The organism is Nguyenibacter sp. L1, from assembly GCF_035199985.1.
Lineage (GTDB): Bacteria > Pseudomonadota > Alphaproteobacteria > Acetobacterales > Acetobacteraceae > Gluconacetobacter > Gluconacetobacter vanlangensis.
The window spans coordinates 510,072-527,311 of record NZ_CP127015.1 but is presented as its reverse complement, the minus strand read 5'-3'; the positions used below and the strand labels follow the sequence as shown (position 1 = coordinate 527,311).

The window sequence follows — 17,240 nt, the reverse complement described above, 5'->3', positions numbered from 1 at the left end:
CGTCGCGCCGGACGGGCGTGATGCGCGGGCTGTTTTCCGTGCTGGCGCGGCGCAATGTCGCGATCACCCTGGTCGCGCTGGCGCTGTGCTTCGGCGTCGCGACCTTCGTGGTGCTGTCGGGCGGCATGTCCCTGACGCATTATCCGCGCGTCCAGGCGCTGATCTTCATCCTGAATTTTTTGGTCCTGCTGCTGCTGGCGCTGGCGCTGGCCGAGCGGGTCGGGCGGGTCCTGGCCGAACGGCGCAGCGGCCTGGCGGGGGCGCGGCTGCATGTCCGGCTGGTGACCCTGTTCGGCATCGTCGCGGCGGCGCCCACCATCCTGGTCGGCACCTTCGCCGCCGTGTTCTTCCATTACGGCATCCAGATCTGGTTCAGCGACCGGGTGAACACGGCGCTGAGCGAGGCGCTGGAGGCGTCGCACGGCTATCTGCAGGAACATAACGCCAATATCCGCACCGAGGCGTTCTCGCTGGCCAACTACCTGGCCAGCGCGGCCAACGGCCTGGAGGGGTCGGGGTCGGACCTGATGCACGACCCCGAGGCGCTGGACCAGATCCTGGATTCCCAGGCGACGCTGCGCGGCCTGAACGAGGCGGTGATCTATGACCCGCTGACCAACACGGTGGTGGCCTCGGGCGGGCTGATGAGCCATCCGGGCGACATGCAGGCCCTGCCGCCGCCTTCGGCCACGCTGATGGCCCGCACCAACGAGATCGCGATCCTCGATTCGCCCGACGAGAAGACGGTGCGCGCGGTGATCTCGCTGGGCGATACGCCGCCGCTGATGCTGGTGATCACCCGTCCGGTCGATCCGGTCATCTTGGACCATATGCACCGGACCGAGCGCGTGGTGGCCGATTATCAGCGGCTGAACCGTAACCGGTCCAAGATCCAGTTCACCTTCGTGATGATCTTCGCGCTGGTCGGGCTGCTGGTCCTGTCGGCGGCGGTGCTGGTCGGGCTGGTGCTGGCCAACCAGATCGTCCGCCCGCTGGGGCTGCTGATCCTGGCGTCGGAGCGGATCAGCGACGGCGACCTGAAGGTGCGCGTGCCCGAGGGGCGGCGCGACGACGAACTGTCCAGCCTGTCGCGTGCCTTCAACCGCATGACCGACCAGCTTGCCAGCCAGCGTTCGGAACTGATGATCGCCAACAGCCAGATCAACGAGCGCCGCCGCTTTACCGAGGCGGTGCTGTCGGGCGTGTCGGCCGGGGTGATCGGGCTGGACGCGCAGCAGGTCATCGAACTGCCGAACCGTGCGGCCGGCATGCTGCTGCACCAGGACCTGGAGGCGGCGGTCGGGCGGCGGCTGGTCGAGGTGGTGCCGGAATTCGCCCCGATGCTGGACGAGGCGGCGCGCGCGCCCGACCGCGTCTGGACCGGCGAGGTCCAGGTGGGTGCCGGGGCGCGGGCCTGCACCCTGCTGGTGCGGATCGGCGCCGAGGCGCGGGGGACCGCATCGGGCTATGTGGTCACGTTCGACGACATCACCGAGCTGCAGGCCGCGCAGCGCAAGGCGGCCTGGGCCGACGTGGCGCGCCGCATCGCGCATGAGATCAAGAACCCGCTGACCCCGATCCAGCTTTCGGCGGAACGGCTGAAGCGCCGCTTCCTGCGCGAGATCACCTCGGACCCCGAGACGTTCAGCCAGTGTGCGGACACGATCGTGCGGCATGTCGGCGATATCGGGCGCATGGTCGATGAATTCTCGGCCTTCGCGCGGATGCCGCAGCCGATCATCCGGCCCGAGGACCTGTCGCGCATCGTGCGCGAGGCGCTGGTCCTGCAGCGGACCGCGCATCCCGAAATCCGCTACGAGACGGACCTGCCCGACCACGGACCGGTGGTGGCGTGCGACCGGCGCCTGCTGGGCCAGGCCCTGACCAATTTGTTGCAGAATGCGACGGACGCCATTGCAATGGTGCCAAAAGACGGGGATGCTGCGCAGGACCCGGCCGGTCCTGCCGGGACTGTCCGGATTGTCTTGCGGATCGAGGGGGCGGCGGCGCAGCTTTCGGTGGCCGATGACGGCATCGGCCTGCCGGAGGAAGACCGGCAGCGCCTGACCGAGCCCTATGTGACCCATAAGCCGAAAGGGACCGGCCTGGGGTTGGCGATCGTCAAGAAAATCATGGAAGATCACGGCGGGAGCATCCGTCTGGAGGACCGGCCGGACGCGAGGGGAGCGGTTTCGATTTTGATATTGCCTGTAAAGGACGACCATGGGGCATGAGATCCTGATCGTCGATGATGAGCCCGACATCCGGCTGCTTGTCGACGGTATCCTGCGCGACGAAGGCTATGAGACGAGGCTGGCGGGGGATTCGGATTCGGCGATCAGCGCGTTTCGGGCCCGCAGGCCATCCCTGGTGATCCTGGATGTGTGGCTGCAGGGTTCGCGGCTGGACGGGCTGGGCATCCTGAAGGCGATCCAGGGCGAGGAGCCGGCCGTGCCCACGATCATGATCTCGGGCCATGGCACGATTGAAACCGCGGTGGCGGCGCTGCAGCACGGCGCCTATGACTTCATCGAGAAGCCGTTCCAGTCCGACCGGCTGCTGCTGGTCATCCGCCGCGCGCTGGAGGCGTCGCGCCTGGCGCGCGAGAATGCGGAACTGCGGCTGCGCGCCGGGCCGGAGACGACGCTGTCCGGCGACAGCTCGGTGATCGCGGGGGTGCGCAACCAGATCGAGCGGGTGGCGCCGAGCGGGTCGCGCGTGCTGATTTCGGGCGCCGCGGGCTCGGGCAAGGAGGTGGCGGCGCGGATGATCCATGCGCGCTCGCGCCGGGCGGACGGGCCGTTCGTCGCCCTGAACTGCGCCACCCTGGCACCCAACCGGTTCGAGGAGGAATTGTTCGGCATCGAGGGCATGCCCGACGGCAGCGGGCGGCGCACCGGCGTGCTGGAACGCGCCCATGGCGGCACGCTGCTGCTGGACGAAGTGTCGGACATGCCGATCGAGACCCAGGGCAAGATCGTCCGGGCCCTGCAGGACCAGAGTTTCGAGCGCGTGGGCGGGGCGTCGCGCGTCAAGGTCGATGTGCGCGTGCTGGCGGCGACCAACCGCGACCTGCAGGAGGCGATCGCCGCCGGCCGGTTCCGCGAGGACCTGTATTACCGCCTGGCGGTCGTGCCGCTGCGCGTGCCCAGCCTGCGGGAGCGGCGGGAGGACATCCCGGCCCTGGCCAGGATGTTCCTGCGCCGCGCGGCGGAAAATGCCGGCCTGCCGCTGCGCGAGCTGTCGGGCGACGCGATCGCGGCGCTGCAGAGCTATGACTGGCCGGGCAATGCGCGCGAACTGCGCAACCTGATGGAAAGGCTGCTGATCATGATGCCGGGGAACGGCACCGATCCGATCCGCGCCGAGATGCTGCCGCCGTCGGTGGGGCAGGGGGCGCCAGCCTTGCTGAAATTTGATCCGGCCGCCGATGTGATGGGCCTGCCGCTGCGCGAGGCGCGGGACCTGTTCGAAACCCAGTATCTTCAGGCGCAATTGCTGCGATTCGGCGGCAATATCAGCCGTACGGCGGGCTTTGTGGGCATGGAGCGCAGCGCGCTGCATCGCAAGCTGAAGCAGTTGGGGGTGACCTCGGACGACCGTGGGGGCGGATGAGGTTTTGCCCCGCGGGTAAGGGCCTGCTAGAAAAGAGCATTCATATATTTCCGGCGGATGCGGCGGCCTGATGCGGCCCTCGTCCCTGCCCACAGAAAAAGTAAGGCCCAACCGTGGCAAAAGAAGCAACACAGAACGTTCAGGACGTTTTTCTCAACCATGTCCGACGCTCCAAGACGCCGGTGACGGTGTTCCTGGTCAACGGCGTGAAGCTGCAGGGCATCATTACCTGGTTCGACAATTTCTCGGTGCTGCTGCGGCGCGACGGGCATACGCAACTGGTCTACAAGCATGCGATCAGCACGGTGATGCCGGCGACCCCGGTCGTGCTGTTCGAGCCCTCGCGCAGCGAGGGGGCGGCGACGGAGCTGGCGGACAAAGATCTGGCGGGGGATGCCGATCTCCTCTGACGGTCCCGTGAGCCAGTCCGCGACGCGAGCCGCCGTCATCCTGCCCTGGGAGCGGCCGGATCGTCAGGAAGAAGTCCGCGCCGCCGAGGCGCGGCTGGAAGAGGCGGTGGGGCTGGCCGCGTCGATCGGCCTTGTCATCGTGCGCAAGGCGGTGCTGCTGTTGCGCGCGCGCCGTCCCGCCACCCTGCTGGGCAGCGGGCAGGTCGAATCGCTGCGCGCGGCGGTCCAGGAGGACCGGGTGGCCGTGGTGGTGGTCGATTCGCGGCTGACGCCCGTGCAGCAGCGCAACCTGGAGCGCGCCCTGGGCTGCAAGGTCATCGACCGCACCGCGCTGATCCTGGATATTTTCGGTGAACGCGCGGCGACCAAGGAAGGCGCGCTGCAGGTCGAGCTGGCGCACCTGGAATATCAGCGCAGCCGGCTGGTCCGCACCTGGACCCACCTGGAACGCCAGCGCGGCGGCTTCGGCTTTCTGGGCGGGCCGGGCGAGACCCAGATCGAGGCCGACCGCCGCATGATCGGCGACCGGATCGTGCGCCTGAAGCGCGAGCTGGAGCAGGTGCGCCGCACGCGCGGCCTGCACCGGGCGGCGCGGCGGCGCGTGCCGTTTCCGGTCGTGGCCCTGGTCGGCTATACCAATGCCGGGAAATCGACGCTGTTCAATGCCCTGACCGGCGCCGCGGTCTATGCGCAGGACCAGTTGTTCGCCACGCTGGACCCGACGATGCGCGGGCTGCGCCTGCCGTCGGGGCGGCGGATCATCCTGTCCGACACGGTGGGGTTCATCAGCGACCTGCCCACCGAACTGATCGCGGCCTTTCGCGCAACGCTGGAGGAGGTGGCCGAGGCGGACATCATCCTGCATGTCCGCGATATCTCGCACCCCGACAGCGCGGCCCAGCGCGCCGACGTGGAGGACGTGCTGGAGGGCATGGCCAAGGGCGGCACGATCGAGGAGGATTGGCGCCGCCGGGTGATCGAGGTGCAGAACAAGGCCGACCTGATCGGCGGGCCTGCCGCCGTGCCGCCGCGCGAGGGCGGCGTCGTGATCTCGGCCATGACCGGTGACGGGCTGCCCGACCTGCTGGCGGCCATCGATTCGCGCCTGACCGAGGCGATGGAGACCGTGCGCTATACGATTCCGGTGCGCGACGGCGCGACGCTGGCCTGGCTGTATGCTCATGGGGAAGTGACGTCGCGCCGGGACGGCGAGCAGGATATCGTGGTCACGGTCCGCCTGCTGCCCGCCGACCGCGCCCGGTTCGAGATGCAGAGCGGCGAACGCGACCCTCCGGCGCGCGAATCCGCCGGGTGACCGGTGTCCCGCCCGAGAGATCCTTATGAGAATCTCCCGGACCAGCGGGCCGCTAGATATTGGTTCTGGCCAGAGAGAATGACATGACGGGCCCCATTTCGGTTGGGCATATGCGTGCCGTGATCGCGATCATGCGCAAGGCGGCGGCCCGGCAGATCATGCCGCGTTTTCGCCAGTTGGACGCGGCCAGCATCCGCAGCAAATCCACCAAGCTGGATGTGGTGACGGCCGCCGACGAAGCGGCCGAGCACGAGATGACCGGCGCATTGCTGCGCCTGTCGCCGGGGGCGGTGGTGATCGGCGAGGAGGCGGCCTGCGCCCGGCCCGACCTGCTGGACACGCTGGGCGATGCCGCGCTGGCCTATGTGGTCGATCCGATCGACGGGACGGCGAACTATGCCGCCGGGGTGCCGCTGTTCGGTGTCATGGTCGCGGTCGTGGCGCGGGGCGAGGTCGTGGGCGCGGCCATTCTGGACCCGGTCTGCGACGTCGCCGCCCTGGCGGTGCGCGGACAGGGCGCGTGGCTGGCCGGTGCCGACGGCGTGGAGCGGACCATGTCGTGCGCGGCGCCCCTCCCGGCGCGGGAGATGTGCGGGAACGCGTCCTGGCGCTATCTGCCGCAGCCGATGCGCGACGCGGTCGCGCGCAACCTGCCCCGCCTGATGGGATCGTGGGATTTCCGCTGCGCCGCGCACGAATATCTGATGCTGGGCGACGGCAAGTGCGATTTCCTGCTCTTCAACCGGACGCTGCCGTGGGACCACCTGGCGGGCTGGCTGATCCATCGCGAGGCCGGGGGCTATTGCGCCCATTTCGACGGCACGCCCTATCGGCCCACCGACCTGGATGGCGGGTTGCTCTATGCCCCGGATCGCGAGAGTTGGCTGGAATTGCGGGCGCTGCTGCTGGACGCCGCCTGAGCGGAGCGGGCAGGCGGACCGGACAGGCGGAGCGGGCAGGCGGACCGAGGTCGGGCGGGACCGGCCGGGTAGAACCGGCCGTCCGGGGCGGGTCACTCGGATCGGGCGGTCCGCTCGCGGCGCTTGACCTCCTGCCAGCCGGCCTCCATCTGGTCCAGGCTGCTGTCGCCCGGGGCCAGGCCCTGGCGGGCGAGGTCCTGCTCCATGGCGGTGAAGCGGCGGGTGAATTTGGCGTTGGCGTGCCGCAGGCAGGCCTCGGGGTCCAGGTCCAGCTTGCGCGCCAGGCTGGCCAGGGTGAACAGCACGTCGCCCAGCTCGTCGGCGAGGCGCGCGCGGTCGCCGCCCGGCAGTTCGGCCTTCAGTTCCGCGATTTCCTCATCGACCTTGCGCGCGACCTCGTCCGCCGTGGACCAGTCGAAGCCGACCCGCGCGGCGCGGGCGGAGAGCTTGCGCGCCCGCAGCAAAGCGGGCAGGGCGGCCGGAATCCCGTCCAGCGTGCCGGATTCCCGCCGGGCCAGCCTTTCCTGCGCCTTGCCGTCCTCCCATTGGCCGGGCCTGGCCGGCGCGTCGCCGAACACGTGGGGATGCCGGCGGATCATCTTGTCGCCGATCATCGTCGCCACGGTCGCGAAATCGAACCATCCGGCTTCTTCGGCCATGCGCGCGTGATAGACCACCTGCAGCAGCAGGTCGCCCAGCTCGTCGGGCAGGGCGGCCCAGTCCTGGCGGGCGATCGTGTCCTCGACCTCGTACGCTTCCTCGATCGCATAGGGGGCGATCGAGGCGAAATCCTGTTCGCGGTCCCAGGGGCATCCGTCCTTCGGGTCGCGCAGGCGGGCCATGATCTCGATCAGGCGGGCGATCGCGTGGGCGGGGTCGGGCATCGGGCGGGTTCCTTCGGAAGATTCGGGCGGCGCGTTCCTGGCGCATTCTTACGGGCCTGGGACAGAATGGCATAGTTTCCGCGGGAAGCGGACGGGCTGGCTGGGCGGGCAGGGCGGGACTATAGTCGCGCTCCCCGGACGGCGGGGCAGCGGGAACGGACGGATCATGGGCGAGCAGGCGACACTCTTCATCGACGGCGAGGCGGGCACGACGGGGCTGGGCATTCGCCAGCGCCTGGCCGCCCTGCCGGTGACGGTGCGTTCGATCGATCCCGTGCTGCGCAAGGATGCCGGCGCGCGCTATGACATGATGTGCGCGGTCGACCTGGTGGTGCTGTGCCTGCCCGACGCGGCGTCGCGGGAGGCGGCCGGCATGGTCGAGGCGATCCGGGCGGAGGGGCGCGCCGCGCCGCGCCTGCTGGATGCCAGCACGGCCTTTCGCGTCGATCCGGGCTGGACATACGGCTTTCCGGAGATGGACCCGGGGCAGGCGGCCGCGATCGCCGCGTCGTCGCATGTCGCGAACCCCGGATGTTATCCGACCGGGGCGATCGCGCTGTTGCGCCCGCTGGTGCGGGCGGGGATCATGGCGCCCGATTTTCCCGTCACCATCAACGCGGTCAGCGGCTATAGCGGCGGCGGCCGGGCGGTGATCGAGGCGCACGAGCATGATGACGGCCCGGCATTCGAGCTGTACGGGTTGGGCCTGGCCCACAAGCACCTGCCGGAAATGACCCGCTATGCCGGCCTGACGCGCACGCCGCTGTTCGTGCCCTCGGTGGGGCATTTCCCCCAGGGGATGATCGTGTCGATTCCGCTGCATCTCGACATGCTGGCGGGCCGGGTCACGGGCGAGGACCTGCGGGCGGTGCTGGCGGATCATTTCGCCGGTTCGGACCGGATCGCCGTGGCCGATGCCCAGGATACGCTGTCGGCCGATACGCTGGCCGGCACGGACCTGATGGAGTTGCGGGTCCATTGCAACGAATCGCGCCGCCAGGCGGTGCTGACCGCGCGACTCGATAATCTGGGCAAGGGGGCGTCGGGGGCGGCGATCCAGAATATCGCCCTGATGCTGGGCCTGGCGTCGCCCGCGCCGCGCGCCGCCTGACGCGGCCGGACCTTTCCCCAACCCGCCTGGCGTCGGGCGGGTCGTAACGTGTTTCAACAGGGCTAAAATCACGTCCTGCCTATTTCCACGACGATGGACAGGTTTCCCCGTTCACCGTTGGACATAGTCCGGGTGTTATATTGAGCAGGCCACCCGACAGAGGGGCCGCCCAGACTAGCACGGTGGCGCTTCCACGCTACCCGCACTTTGCCACGGGGCCACGGGGCCACGGGGCCCGGTGAATCGCCCGTTCGCCATTTGCCACGCTCGCCCATTTGCTGGTAAGCAACGCCGCAGGCGAGAGTGACGGAATGGTAGACGTAGTCGGCTCAAAATCGACCGCCGCAAGGCATAGGGGTTCGAGTCCCCTCTCTCGTACCACCGTTTCCGGACAGGATGATGTCTTCTCTCCCTGCCAATCTCGCCCCGGATGATCTTGCCCCCGATGATCTCGTCCCGGGCAATTCCGCCGTCAGGCCGGGCCGGCGGCCCGGTAATCCCTGTTTTTCCTCGGGGCCGTGCGCCAAGCGGCCGGGCTGGTCGCTGGACGCGCTGTCCGGCGCGCTGCTGGGCCGGTCGCATCGGGCGGCCGAGGGGCGGGCGCGGCTGAACGAGGTCATCACCCGTTCGCACGCCCTGTTGGGCATGCCGGCGGACTGGAAGCTGGGGATCGTGCCGGCCTCGGATACCGGGGCGGTCGAGATGGTGCTGTGGTCGCTGGTCGGCCGGCGCCCGGTGGATGTCCTGTCCTTCGAGAGTTTTTCGGCCACCTGGGCCAACGACATCGTGGCGCAGTTGCAGGCGCCCGGGGCGCGGGTGCTGCAGGCCGAGTACGGCAGGCTGCCGGATCTGGCGCGGATCGACTGGTCGCATGACGTGGTGCTGGCATGGAACGGCACGACGTCGGGGGTGCGCATTCCCGACGGGTCCTTCATCCCCGACGAACGCGAGGGGCTGGTGATCTGCGACGCGACCTCGGCCGCGTTCGCGATGGACCTGCCGTGGGAGAAGCTGGATGTCGTCACCTGGTCCTGGCAGAAGGTCCTGGGCGGCGAAGCCGCGCACGGCATGCTGGCCCTGTCGCCGCGCGCCGTGCGGCGGCTGGAGGAGATGCCGCCCCCGCGGCCCCTGCCCAAGATCTTCCGCCTGACCGAGAAGGGCAGGCTGATCGAAGGGATCTTTCGCGGCGACACGATCAACACGCCGTCGATGCTGTGCGTCGAGGACGCGCTGGACGGGCTGCGCTGGGCGGAGTCCATCGGCGGCCTGCCGGCGCTGGTCGCGCGCAGCCGGGCCAACCTGGATGTCGTGTCGGAGTGGGTCGCGCGATCCGGCTGGGCGGCGTTTCTGGCCGAAAATCCGGCCGAGCGGTCCAGCACGTCGATCTGCCTGACCATCGTGGCGCCCTGGTTCCGCGCGCTGGACGCGGCGGCCCAGGCCAAGGCGGCCAGGCGGCTGGCGGCGGTGCTGGAGGATGAGGGCGTCGCGCTGGATATCGGCAGCTATCGCGACGCGCCGCCCGGCCTGCGCCTGTGGGGCGGGGCCACGGTCGAGGCCGGCGACCTGCGCGCGCTGATGCCCTGGCTGGACTGGGCCGAGGCCCTGGTGCGGTCCGAATTCGCCTGATCGGCGTCCTGCCCGTTTTGCGGGCATGACGAATGGCGGCGACAATGATATAGGCGCGCGCATGACGGACGATCCGCCCTTCAATCCCGCCCTGCTGCCGGCAGGCTTTGTCGACCTGCTTCCGACGGATGCCGAAGCCGAGGCCGCCGGCATGGAAGATCTGATGCGGGTCTTCGCCAGCCACGGCTATAGCCGCGTCAGGCCGCCGCTGCTGGAGTTCGAGGACACGCTGCTGAGCGGGTCGGGGGCGGCGGTGGCCGAGCAGGCCTTTCGCCTGATGGACCCCGACACAAGGCGGATGATGGCGCTGCGTCCGGACATCACGCCGCAGATCGCGCGCATCGCCGCGACGCGGATGGCCGATGCGCCGCGTCCGCTGCGCCTGTCCTATGCCGGTCCGTGCGTGCTGGCCGGCGGCGGCGCGCGGGAAAGCGACCGGCAGATTTCCCAGGCGGGGATCGAGCTGATCGGCCCGGATTCGCCCCAGGCCGATGCCGAGATCGTGGCCCTGGGCGCCGAAGGGCTGGCGGTGCTGGGCGTGCCGGGCGTGTCGTTCGACCTGACGATGCCGTCGCTGGTGCCGGCGCTGATCGGCGAGGGCGGCTATGGCCCCGCCGACCGGCAGGCGCTGATGCGCGCCCTGGACCGCAAGGATTCGGCGGCGGTGGCGCGGCTGGCCGGCGGGCTGGCGCCGGTGCTGACCGACATGCTGCACGCGGCCGGCCCGGCCGCGCGGGCGCTGGAGGTGCTGGGCGCGCTGAGCCTGCCGCCGGCGGTGCGCGCGCTGGGCGACCGGCTGGCCGCGACGGTCGCGGCGATCGAGGCCCGGGTGCCGGGGATCCGCCTGACCGTCGATCCGGTCGAATTCCGGGGCTGGCGCTACCATACCGGCGTCTGCATGACCGTCTATGCTCATGGCCAGCATGCCGAGCTGGGGCGTGGCGGGCGCTATATCTCGAATAATGACGAGCCGGCCTGCGGCCTGACCCTGCGGCCCGAGGCCCTGCTGCGCGCCGCGCCGCCGCGCGCGGGGCGGGTGCGGGTGTTTCTGCCCGCCGGCACCGACCCGGCTTTCGCGGCCCGGCTGCGGGCCGAGGGGTATGTGACGGTCGATGCCCTGGCCCAGGTGGCCGATCCGGACGCCGAGGGGCGGCGCCTGGATTGCGCGCTGATCGCCTCGGGCGGGGGCGTCGTGGCGCTGAACTGACACGCCCCGCCGATCGCTCTTTCGCGGCCGTTGCGGCCGGCCGCCCGTTGCCCACTGCCTCTATCCTACTGGCCTTGAGCCCACTGCCTTTGAACAAGGAGCACCTTATGTCCAACGTCACCGTGATCGGCGCCCAGTGGGGTGACGAGGGTAAGGGAAAGATCGTCGACTGGCTGGCCAGCCGGGCCGATATCGTCGTCCGCTTCCAGGGCGGGCACAATGCCGGCCATACGCTGGTGGTCGGCAACCAGACCTATAAGCTGTCGCTGCTGCCTTCGGGCCTGGTGCGGGGCAAGATGGGGGTGATCGGCAACGGCGTGGTGGTGGACCCCGAGGCGCTGCTGTCGGAGATCGACCGCGTGACCGCCCAGGGGCTGGACGTGTCGCCCCGGACCCTGCGGATCGCCGAGAACGTGCCGCTGATCCTGCCGGTGCATGCCGCGATCGACCGGGCGCGCGAGGAAGCCCGCGGGGCGCGCAAGATCGGCACCACCGGCCGGGGCATCGGCCCGGCCTATGAGGACAAGGTGGCCCGCCGGGCGATCCGGCTGTGCGACCTGGCCGAGCCCGAGACGCTGGACTGGAAGCTGGACGAGCTGCTGCTGCATCACAACACGCTGCTGGCCGGGCTGGGCGCCGCGACCTTTACCAAGGAGGCGCTGCTGGCGCACCTGAACGGGCTGGCGCCGCGCATCCTGCCCTATATGGAGGCGGTGTGGGACCTGCTGGACGATGCGCGCCGGGCCGGCCGCCGCGTGCTGTTCGAGGGTGCGCAGGCGGTGATGCTGGATGTCGACCACGGGACCTATCCGTTCGTCACCAGTTCCAACACGATCGCCGCCAACGCGGCCACCGGCAGCGGTGTCGGCCCGGGCAGCGTTGGATTCGTGCTGGGGATCGCCAAGGCCTATGCGACCCGGGTGGGCGAGGGGCCGTTCCCCAGCGAACTGCATGACGAGACGGGCCGCACCCTGGGCGAGCGCGGCCACGAGTTCGGCACTGTCACCGGACGGCCGCGCCGCTGCGGTTGGTTCGATGCGATGCTGGTGCGGCGCGCGGTGCGGGTCGGCGGGGTCAACGGCCTGGCGCTGACCAAGCTGGACGTGCTGGACGGGCTGCCGGAGATCCGCATCTGCGTGGGGTATGAGCTGGACGGCCGGACCATCCGCAGCTTTCCGTCCGCGCCGTCGGCCCAGGCGCGGGTCAAGCCGGTCTATGAGACGATGGAAGGCTGGACCGAGACGACCTATGGCGCGCGGTCGTGGGTCGACCTGCCGGCTCAGGCGATCAAATATGTCCGCCGGATCGAGGAACTGGTCGAAGCGCCGGTCACGCTGCTGTCCACCAGTCCGGAACGCGACGACACGATCCTGGTGCGCGACCCGTTCGAGAACTGACGGAGCGGCAGGCGGGAGGGGGGGCCCCTCCCTCTGGCTTCAGCCTGCCTGCAGCGCCTCGCGATGGGCGTCGACTTCGGCCTTCATCGCCGCCTGCACCTTCTCGAAGGCCCGGACCTCGATCTGGCGCACCCGCTCACGCGAGATATTGTAGGTGTGGGACAATTCCTCGAGCGTCGCGGGTTCGTCCTTCAGGCGGCGCTCGGTCAGGATATGCCGCTCGCGCACGTTCAGCGTCTTCAGCGCATTGTCCAGCAGGGCCTTGCGGCCGCTGAATTCCTCGCTTTCCGCCAGGGTCTGTTCCTGGTTGTCGTGCTCGTCGACCAGCCAGTCCTGCCATTCGCCTTCGCTGTCGGCGCGCAGCGGGGCGTTCAGGCTGTGGTCCGGCGCCGACAGGCGGCGGTTCATGTTGATGACGTCCTGCTCGGGCACGCCCAGCGAGGCGGCGATCTGGTTGACCTGCTCGGGCTTCAGGTCGCCGTCGTCGATGGCCTGCATCTGGCCCTTCAGCCGCCGCAGGTTGAAGAACAGCTTCTTCTGCGCGGCCGTGGTGCCCATCTTCACCAGCGACCAGCTATGCAGGATATATTCCTGGATCGCGGCGCGGATCCACCACATGGCATAGGTCGCCAGGCGGAAGCCCCGGTCGGGATCGAAGCGGCGCACCGCCTGCATCATGCCGATATTGCCTTCGCTGATCAGTTCGCCCAGCGGCAGGCCGTAGCCGCGATAGCCCATGGCGATCTTGGCGACCAGGCGCAGATGCGACGTGACGAGCGCGTGCGCGGCTTCGGAATCGCCCTTGTCCTTCCAGCGTCGCGACAGGCGCTGTTCTTCCTCGGGCGAGAGCATGGGAAATTTGCGGATGTCCTGAAGATACCTTGACAGGTTGGATTCAGGACCAACATTCAGAACGGAAGAGGCCATGGATCGGACTCCTTTGTCCGGGAGGTCTGGTGCGCCCTGGATGTCCTACGGCACATCCGTGAAAGGGTTCCCTGACTTGTCCCGCATGACGCGTGGATTGGACATTACGTCCCCGTGTGGCACCCCCGCGATGGGCCGCGCCGACACGGGACGTCCATTCCGGCGGTCGCGTCACCCGCCGGAGAAGATTGAAGCCTACTGTCGGGACGGGCCGAGCGTCAAGGAATCCTCCCTGTCGATTGCCTTAAAACTATGCAATCTTCGCGATAAGTGTCTGAAAATCGTCCGGAGGCGCGGTCTCGAACAGCAGGGGCCGGCCGGTCGCCGGGTGGGTGAAGCCCAGCCGCGCCGCGTGCAGCGCCTGGCGCGGGAAGTCCAGGGCGGCGCGCCGCGCGGGCTCGGGCAGGCCGCGCGCGGCGGCGGGAATCCGTCGCAGATAGACCGGGTCGCCCAGCAGGGGATGGCCGTGGGCGGCGAAATGCACCCGGATCTGGTGGGTGCGGCCGGTGGCCAGCCTGCATTCCACCAGGCTGACGGCGCCGTGGAAGCTCTGCCGGGTGCGGTAATGGGTCAGCGCCTGCTTGCCGCCATGGGCGACCAGGGCCATGCGCTTGCGATCGCGCTTGTCCCGGCCGATCGCGCCTTCGAACGATCCGCTGGACGGCGCCATCATGCCCCAGGCCAGCGCCAGATAAGTGCGGTCGATATCCCGGGCGGCGAATGCCTCGGACAACGCCGCGTGCGCGGCTTCGGTCTTGGCCACCACCATCACGCCCGACGTGTCCTTATCCAGGCGGTGGACGATGCCCGGCCGCCGTTCGCCGCCGATGCCGGTCAGGCTGTCGCCGCAATGGGCCAGCAGCGCGTTGACCAGCGTGCCGTCCTCGTTCCCCGGCGCGGGGTGGACCACCAGGCCGGCCGGCTTGTCCAGCACGATCAGGTCGGAATCCTCGTACAGCACGGTAAAGGGAATCGCCTGTGCCTGCGGCGTCGCGGGCATTGCGGGCGGCACCCTTATTTCATAACACAGGCCGGCCCGGACCGGATCGGCCGGATCGCGCAGGACCGCGCCGTCGCGCAGCACGTGCCCCGCTTCCATCAGCGCCTTGACGCGGGACCGCGACAGCGTGCCCAGCCTGTCGGCCAGGAAACGGTCGGTGCGCCGGCCGGCATCCCCGGCGCCGGCGGCGATGCGGCCGGGCGGGAGGGGCGGCAGGTGGGAGGTGTCGTCGGTCATGCGCGGCTCTTAACGGAAATTGGCCGCCGGGAAAATGACGGCGGGGGACACGGAACAGGACCATGGACGTACAATTGTCGAAAGGCCCGGGATCGCGGGCGCTGCTTGCGGCGGTCATCGGGATGGGCGTGTTGCTGGTGGTGGGCTCGCTGGTGCTGGTGGGGGTGCTGGTCCACCGGATTTCCCACCCCCATCCGGCGCCCGGCCTGCCGGAAGCCGATCATGCCGCCGCCGGCCTCGCCGCCGCGTGGCCGTTCGAAGGACCCCATGGCCAACTGACGCTGAACGAACCGCCGGGCACCCACATTACCGGCATGACCCGCCAGGGCGACGGGCTGCTGGCGGTTTCGCTGTCGGGGGGCGGGCCCGACCGCGTCATCCTGTGGGATCTGGCCCATGCCCGTGTCGCAGCACGGCTGGTTCTGACGCCGTGAGGTGAAGGCCGCCGCGTAATGGACTGGATTCAATGGATCTTGGCGTTCTTGGGAAAATGATCATCCGGTGAATATTTCTGTTCAAGGTGGGTTGCGTCCCGGTCCGCGATGGCATAGAAGCTGCCTCGTCCAGCGTCCCGTTCGTCTAGCGGCCTAGGACACCGCCCTTTCACGGCGGTAACACGGGTTCGATTCCCGTACGGGACGCCAGGGATCTTCAATGTCAATTTCAGTGCGATTTCCAGTCGTCGGCTTCTGCCGGGATTATCCCTCTGTCGGCGTCGGTACGGCCTGATTCGGGCACTTTGCCGCCTCTTTGCCGCGACGGAGGTAGGCGACTGGCGGATCAGTGTGTAGCATGCCGCTTCATCACTCTTATTTGAGCAACCGATCAGAGCGGCTTCGACATCATGTTTCCATTTCTGGCCAGGCGTCGCCTGCTCCAGGTCGCCGCGGGCGGTCTCTGCCTCGGCGTGCCGGGCAAGGAAGCGAAGGCGGCCGCGCCTTCTGACTGGTCACTCTACAAGCAGCGGTACGTGTCGTCCGACGGCCGCGTCGTCGATAGCGGAAACGGCATGCAGTCCCATTCCGAAGGGCAGGGCTATGGCATGCTGTTCGCCCAGGCCTTCGACGACCAGGACGTGTTCGACCGCATGTTCGCATGGACCGAGCGAACGCTGAAACGTCAGGGCGATGCACTGCATGCCTGGCATTATCTGCCCAACGTGACGCCCCATGTGCCGGATACGAACAACGCGACCGACGGCGACCTGCTGATCGCGCTGGCCCTGGTTCTGGCCGGGCGGCGGTGGGGGCGCCCGGAACTGGAGGCGTCGGCCCGCGACATTTACGCGGCCCTGCGGAAGCGGGTCGTCGTGACGGTCGGCAGGCGTGCGGTCCTGCTGCCGGGACTCGATGGTTTTGCCTGGCCCGACCATGCCCTGGTGAACGCGTCCTATTACATCATGCCTTCCTTGATGGCGGCCACGGAACTGGACGATCGCAGCGTATGGCAAAACGTCATCCGCGACGGGATGGACCTGATCCGGCGTGGGCGGTTCGGGCGGTGGAACCTGCCCCCGGACTGGATGCAGGTCTCGCCGGGCATCGACATGCCGGCGATCGCCCGGGGGCGGCCGGCGCGGTTTTCCTATGATGCGGTCAGGGTGCCGCTTTATCTGCAATGGGCTGGGTTGCTGGACCCGGGCCTGCGGGCGGATTTCCAGCGTTACTGGAACGGCTGGGGCGGGACGATGCCGGCCTGGGTGAACCTGCAGACCGGGGAACGGTCGCCCTATGACGCACCGCCGGGTTTCTATGCGGTCGGGATCGGGGCGGGGCTGCTGGACATGCCCGGAACCAGGAGCATGGCTTTTCCGTCCATGGCGCAAAGCCCGGATTATTACTCCGCCTCGCTGACCCTGCTGGCCTCGCTGGTGATGGATGGCCTGGCGTCGGACATCGTGCAGCGCGACGGCGGCATGTTCTGATCGTTTTTTGACCGTTTCCGCGGTTATCTTTTCGCTAACGTCATCACATGTTAGAGATGCGAAAATGAGTGGGTCGGGTCGTGGGCGCTGTCTTCCGTTCGCGGCGTGCAGCGCACCGAGCCTTGGGGGTGATGGTGGGGGCGATGCTCGGTTCGGAATTTCCGTTGAACAACGCGGCTTTGTCCGGGGCGGATGAGGGGGCGGACGTGTCGGCCCTCCGTCGGGCGGTGAACGAGCCCGATCTGTCCTATCGGACCTTCGGCAATCTGGATCAGATACCGGCCGAGGCGATCGAAGCCGCCTTGCCGCACGACGGATTGGCCCCGCTTGCGCCGTCCTTCGCCTCGGCCGGGTCCGAGGCGGCGACGGGCGCGGAGATGCCGCCGCCGGGAGCGTTCGCGCCCTCCGGGGCGCCAGCCGAGGGCGCCGTGCCGCTGGACATGCCGTCCCGTCCGGCTGCGCCGATGGCCACCGCGTTTCCGCCCGATCCGGCGCACCGGAGGCGGGTGGATGACGCGACGGCCAGGTCCGTCGCGGCAGGGGATGCGGGGGAAAACCGGCGCATGCGGCTGTCGGAGATGTTTGCCGTCCTGCGCGGGGAGGCGGTCCCCGATCGGTCCGAGCGCACGCTGCGCGGCATGTTTCGCTGATCGTCAGGCAGGTCATC

The 17,240-nt window shown here is 69.0% G+C and carries 15 protein-coding genes and 2 tRNA genes; 14 read left to right on the top strand and 3 right to left on the bottom strand.

All coding sequences use genetic code 11. From position 1 onward, the window contains the following. The first annotated feature begins 20 nt into the window (after positions 1-20). From QN315_RS02380 to QN315_RS02360, 5 genes are all read left to right on the top strand, one after another. A complete protein-coding gene (locus QN315_RS02380) occupies positions 21-2,234 on the top strand; it encodes a PAS domain-containing sensor histidine kinase (RefSeq protein WP_323993775.1) in 2,214 nt (737 codons plus the stop codon). Next, complete coding sequence (locus QN315_RS02375; protein ID WP_323991339.1) at positions 2,224-3,615, top strand: sigma-54 dependent transcriptional regulator; 1,392 nt, start codon at positions 2,224-2,226, stop codon at positions 3,613-3,615. Before QN315_RS02380 ends, QN315_RS02375 begins: the two co-directional genes overlap by 11 nt. A gap of 113 nt (positions 3,616-3,728) precedes the next feature. After that, positions 3,729-4,025, top strand: a complete 297-nt coding sequence (hfq, locus tag QN315_RS02370; protein WP_176641315.1) for an RNA chaperone Hfq — start codon at positions 3,729-3,731, stop codon at positions 4,023-4,025. Then, positions 4,009-5,340: a GTPase HflX gene (gene hflX / locus QN315_RS02365; protein ID WP_323991338.1), complete on the top strand. Its 1,332-nt coding sequence runs from the start codon at positions 4,009-4,011 to the stop codon at positions 5,338-5,340. Before hfq ends, hflX begins: the two co-directional genes overlap by 17 nt. 83 nt (positions 5,341-5,423) lie before the next feature. Next, positions 5,424-6,260 (top strand): inositol monophosphatase family protein, encoded by an 837-nt coding sequence (locus QN315_RS02360; RefSeq protein ID WP_323991337.1) that lies wholly within the window; start codon positions 5,424-5,426, stop codon positions 6,258-6,260. A 92-nt stretch (positions 6,261-6,352) separates the two neighbouring features. Here QN315_RS02360 and mazG read toward each other — a convergent pair whose 3' ends face one another. Continuing rightward, a complete protein-coding gene (gene mazG / locus QN315_RS02355) occupies positions 6,353-7,144 on the bottom strand; it encodes a nucleoside triphosphate pyrophosphohydrolase (protein WP_323991336.1) in 792 nt (263 codons plus the stop codon). Positions 7,145-7,310: 166 nt separating this feature from the next. Here mazG and argC point away from each other — a divergent pair, with 166 nt between their 5' ends. The 5 genes from argC (at position 7,311) to QN315_RS02330 (ending at position 12,485) form a co-directional block, all read left to right on the top strand. Beyond that, entirely contained in the window at positions 7,311-8,255 is a 945-nt protein-coding gene (gene argC, locus QN315_RS02350) for an N-acetyl-gamma-glutamyl-phosphate reductase (RefSeq protein WP_323991334.1), read from the top strand. Between the two features lie 297 nt (positions 8,256-8,552). Then, a tRNA-Leu gene (locus QN315_RS02345) sits at positions 8,553-8,636 on the top strand. Between the two features lie 18 nt (positions 8,637-8,654). Beyond that, a complete protein-coding gene (locus tag QN315_RS02340; protein ID WP_323991333.1) occupies positions 8,655-9,881 on the top strand; it encodes a phosphoserine transaminase in 1,227 nt (408 codons plus the stop codon). 61 nt (positions 9,882-9,942) lie between these two features. Then, complete coding sequence (locus QN315_RS02335) at positions 9,943-11,088, top strand: ATP phosphoribosyltransferase regulatory subunit (protein ID WP_323991332.1); 1,146 nt, start codon at positions 9,943-9,945, stop codon at positions 11,086-11,088. 107 nt (positions 11,089-11,195) lie between these two features. Continuing rightward, entirely contained in the window at positions 11,196-12,485 is a 1,290-nt protein-coding gene (locus QN315_RS02330; RefSeq protein WP_176640869.1) for an adenylosuccinate synthase, read from the top strand. Positions 12,486-12,524: 39 nt separating this feature from the next. On the opposite strand, the gene rpoH is transcribed toward QN315_RS02330, so the two are convergent. Then, the gene (gene rpoH, locus QN315_RS02325; protein WP_176640868.1) at positions 12,525-13,412 is read right to left on the bottom strand and encodes an RNA polymerase sigma factor RpoH; all 888 of its coding nucleotides are present in this window, start codon (positions 13,410-13,412) and stop codon (positions 12,525-12,527) included. Positions 13,413-13,662: 250 nt separating this feature from the next. Further along, on the bottom strand, positions 13,663-14,649 hold the full coding sequence (locus QN315_RS02320) for an RluA family pseudouridine synthase (RefSeq protein WP_323991331.1): 987 nt from the start codon (positions 14,647-14,649) through the stop codon (positions 13,663-13,665). 62 nt (positions 14,650-14,711) lie between these two features. Between QN315_RS02320 and QN315_RS02315 the strand changes: the two genes are divergently transcribed. From QN315_RS02315 to QN315_RS02300, 4 genes are all read left to right on the top strand, one after another. Then, the gene (locus tag QN315_RS02315; protein WP_323991330.1) at positions 14,712-15,083 is read left to right on the top strand and encodes a hypothetical protein; all 372 of its coding nucleotides are present in this window, start codon (positions 14,712-14,714) and stop codon (positions 15,081-15,083) included. Positions 15,084-15,217: 134 nt separating this feature from the next. Beyond that, positions 15,218-15,293 (top strand) — tRNA-Glu (locus QN315_RS02310). A gap of 200 nt (positions 15,294-15,493) precedes the next feature. Next, complete coding sequence (locus QN315_RS02305; protein ID WP_323991329.1) at positions 15,494-16,573, top strand: glycosyl hydrolase family 8; 1,080 nt, start codon at positions 15,494-15,496, stop codon at positions 16,571-16,573. A 206-nt stretch (positions 16,574-16,779) separates the two neighbouring features. Further along, entirely contained in the window at positions 16,780-17,223 is a 444-nt protein-coding gene (locus QN315_RS02300; protein WP_323991328.1) for a hypothetical protein, read from the top strand. Positions 17,224-17,240 lie beyond the last annotated feature (17 nt).